The organism is Mesorhizobium sp. M5C.F.Cr.IN.023.01.1.1, from assembly GCF_003997585.1.
Classification (GTDB): Bacteria; Pseudomonadota; Alphaproteobacteria; order Rhizobiales; family Rhizobiaceae; genus Mesorhizobium; species Mesorhizobium wenxiniae.
Window position 1 is genome coordinate 1 of sequence record NZ_RZSU01000219.1, and the last position, 2242, is coordinate 2242.

The 2242-nt window shown below is 64.7% G+C and carries 2 protein-coding genes and 1 pseudogene; all 3 read left to right on the plus strand.

All coding sequences use genetic code 11. The annotated features are described in order from the left end of the window. Positions 1 to 13: 13 nt before the first annotated feature. The gene (locus EOA78_RS35345) at positions 14 to 391 is read left to right on the plus strand and encodes a TrbC/VirB2 family protein (protein WP_127320326.1); all 378 of its coding nucleotides are present in this window, start codon (positions 14 to 16) and stop codon (positions 389 to 391) included. After that, positions 384 to 683, plus strand: coding sequence for a conjugal transfer protein TrbD (locus EOA78_RS35350; protein WP_127320328.1), 300 nt, complete (start codon positions 384 to 386; stop codon positions 681 to 683). The genes EOA78_RS35345 and EOA78_RS35350 overlap by 8 nt, the downstream gene beginning before the upstream one ends. A 6-nt stretch (positions 684 to 689) precedes the next feature. After that, positions 690 to 2242, plus strand: a pseudogene (locus EOA78_RS35355) (conjugal transfer protein TrbE); the annotation flags it as partial.

Genomic DNA, 2242 nt, shown 5'->3' on the forward strand with positions numbered 1-2242 from the left:
GATGAGGACAGCCATGTCGCGTAAGACACAAATCACTTGGGCCTTTGGGGCGCTGGCCGCCCTTTCTTGCGTCAGCCTGGCCGATCCGGCCCTTGCCTCTTCGGGCGGCGGCCTGCCCTGGGAATCTCCCCTGCAGCAGATCCAGCAGTCCATCACCGGTCCGGTGGCTGGCTTCATTGCGCTCGCCGCAGTCGCGATCGCCGGTGGCATGCTGATCTTCGGCGGCGAGCTCAACGACTTCGCGCGGCGGCTCGTCTATGTCGTGCTCGTCGCTGGCATCCTGCTCGGCGCCACTCAGATCGTCGCCCTGTTCGGCGCAACCGGCGCCTCGATCGGAGAGGCGCCGTCACAGGCCTCGATTGCAGCGGCAGGGGAGGGGGCCGATGGCTGAGGCAGGCGCCAATCTCGCGCGCTCGCGCGTGCACAGAGCGCTTTCGCGCCCCAACCTCCTCATGGGAGCAGACCGGGAACTGGTTCTGCTTACCGGCCTCGGTTCGGTGATCCTGATCTTCGTCGTGCTGACCTGGTATGCCGCGCTCTTCGGCGTGGCGATCTGGCTGGTCGCAGTCGCAGCCCTTCGCATGATGGCGAAGGCCGACCCGATGATGCGGCGGGTTTACATCCATCACATCTCGTACAAGCCGAACTATCGGGCCACATCGACGCCATGGCGCAGGTTTTGACGCTTCATGGTCGCACTCAAGACTTTCCGCCACTCGGGACCATCGTTCGCCGATCTCGTTCCCTACGCAGGACTCGTCGACAACGGCGTCATTCTGCTGAAGGACGGTTCACTGATGGCCGGCTGGTATTTTGCCGGTCCCGACAGTGAGAGTTCGACGGACGCCGAGCGCAACGAGATCTCGCGGCAGATCAACACCATTCTCGCTCGCCTCGGATCGGGCTGGATGATCCAGGTCGAAGCCGTGCGGGTGCCGACTTCCGATTACCCAGACGAAGCCGACTGCCATTTCCCCGACCCGGTCACGCGGGCCATCGACTTCGAGAGACGGCTCCACTTCCAGCGAGAAAGCGGACATTTCGAGAGCCGGCATGCGCTCATCCTGACGTGGCGGCCGCCGGAGCCGCGGCGCTCCGGCCTCGCACGCTATGTCTATTCCGATCCGGCAAGCCGATCGGCGTCCTATGCGGTGACGACGCTCGACGCGTTCCGCGCCTCGATCCGCGAGATCGAGCAATATCTCGGCAACGTCGTCTCGATTCAGCGGATGGCGACGCGCGAGGTGGACGAGCGAGGCGGATTTCGGGTCGCCCGCTATGACGAGCTGCTTCAGTTCGTCCGCTTCTGCATCACAGGCGAAAACCATCCTCTTCGTCTGCCGGACATCCCCATGTATCTCGACTGGCTGGTCACGGCCGAACTCCAGCACGGCCTGACCCCGCTTGTGGAGAACCGCTTCCTCGGGGCTGTCGCAATCGACGGCCTGCCGGCGGAGAGCTGGCCGGGCATCCTCAACGCGCTCGATCTGATGCCGCTGACCTATCGCTGGTCATCGCGCTTCGTCTTTCTTGACGAGCAGGAGGCACGGCAAAAGCTGGAGCGGACCCGCAAGAAGTGGCAGCAGAAGGTGCGACCGTTCTTCGACCAGCTCTTTCAGACCCAGAGCCGCTCGGTCGACCAGGACGCCATGACGATGGTAGCCGAGACCGAGGACGCCATCGCCGAGGCCTCCTCCCAGCTCGTCGCCTACGGCTACTACACGCCGGTGATCGTCCTGTTCGATGAAGCACAGGCCCGGCTTCAGGAAAAATGCGAGGCGATCCGCCGCCTCATCCAGGCCGAGGGGTTTGGCGCGCGCATCGAAACGCTGAATGCGACCGACGCCTTCCTCGGTAGCCTGCCGGGCGTCTCCTATGCCAATATCCGGGAGCCGCTCATCAACACGCGCAATCTTGCCGACCTCATGCCGTTGAACTCGGTCTGGTCGGGCAGCCCGGTGGCGCCTTGCCCTTTTTATCCGCCAGGATCGCCGCCGCTGGTGCAGGTCGCGAGCGGGAGCACACCGTTCCGCCTGAACCTGCATGTAGACGACGTCGGCCACACACTGGTGTTCGGGCCTACCGGCTCGGGCAAGTCGACGCTGCTGGCACTGATCGCCGCGCAGTTCCGGCGCTATGCCGGCGCCCGGGTCTTCGCCTTCGACAAGGGTCGCTCCATGCTGCCGCTGACGCTCGGACTCGGCGGCGATCACTACGAGATCGGCGGGGATGCTACCGGGGG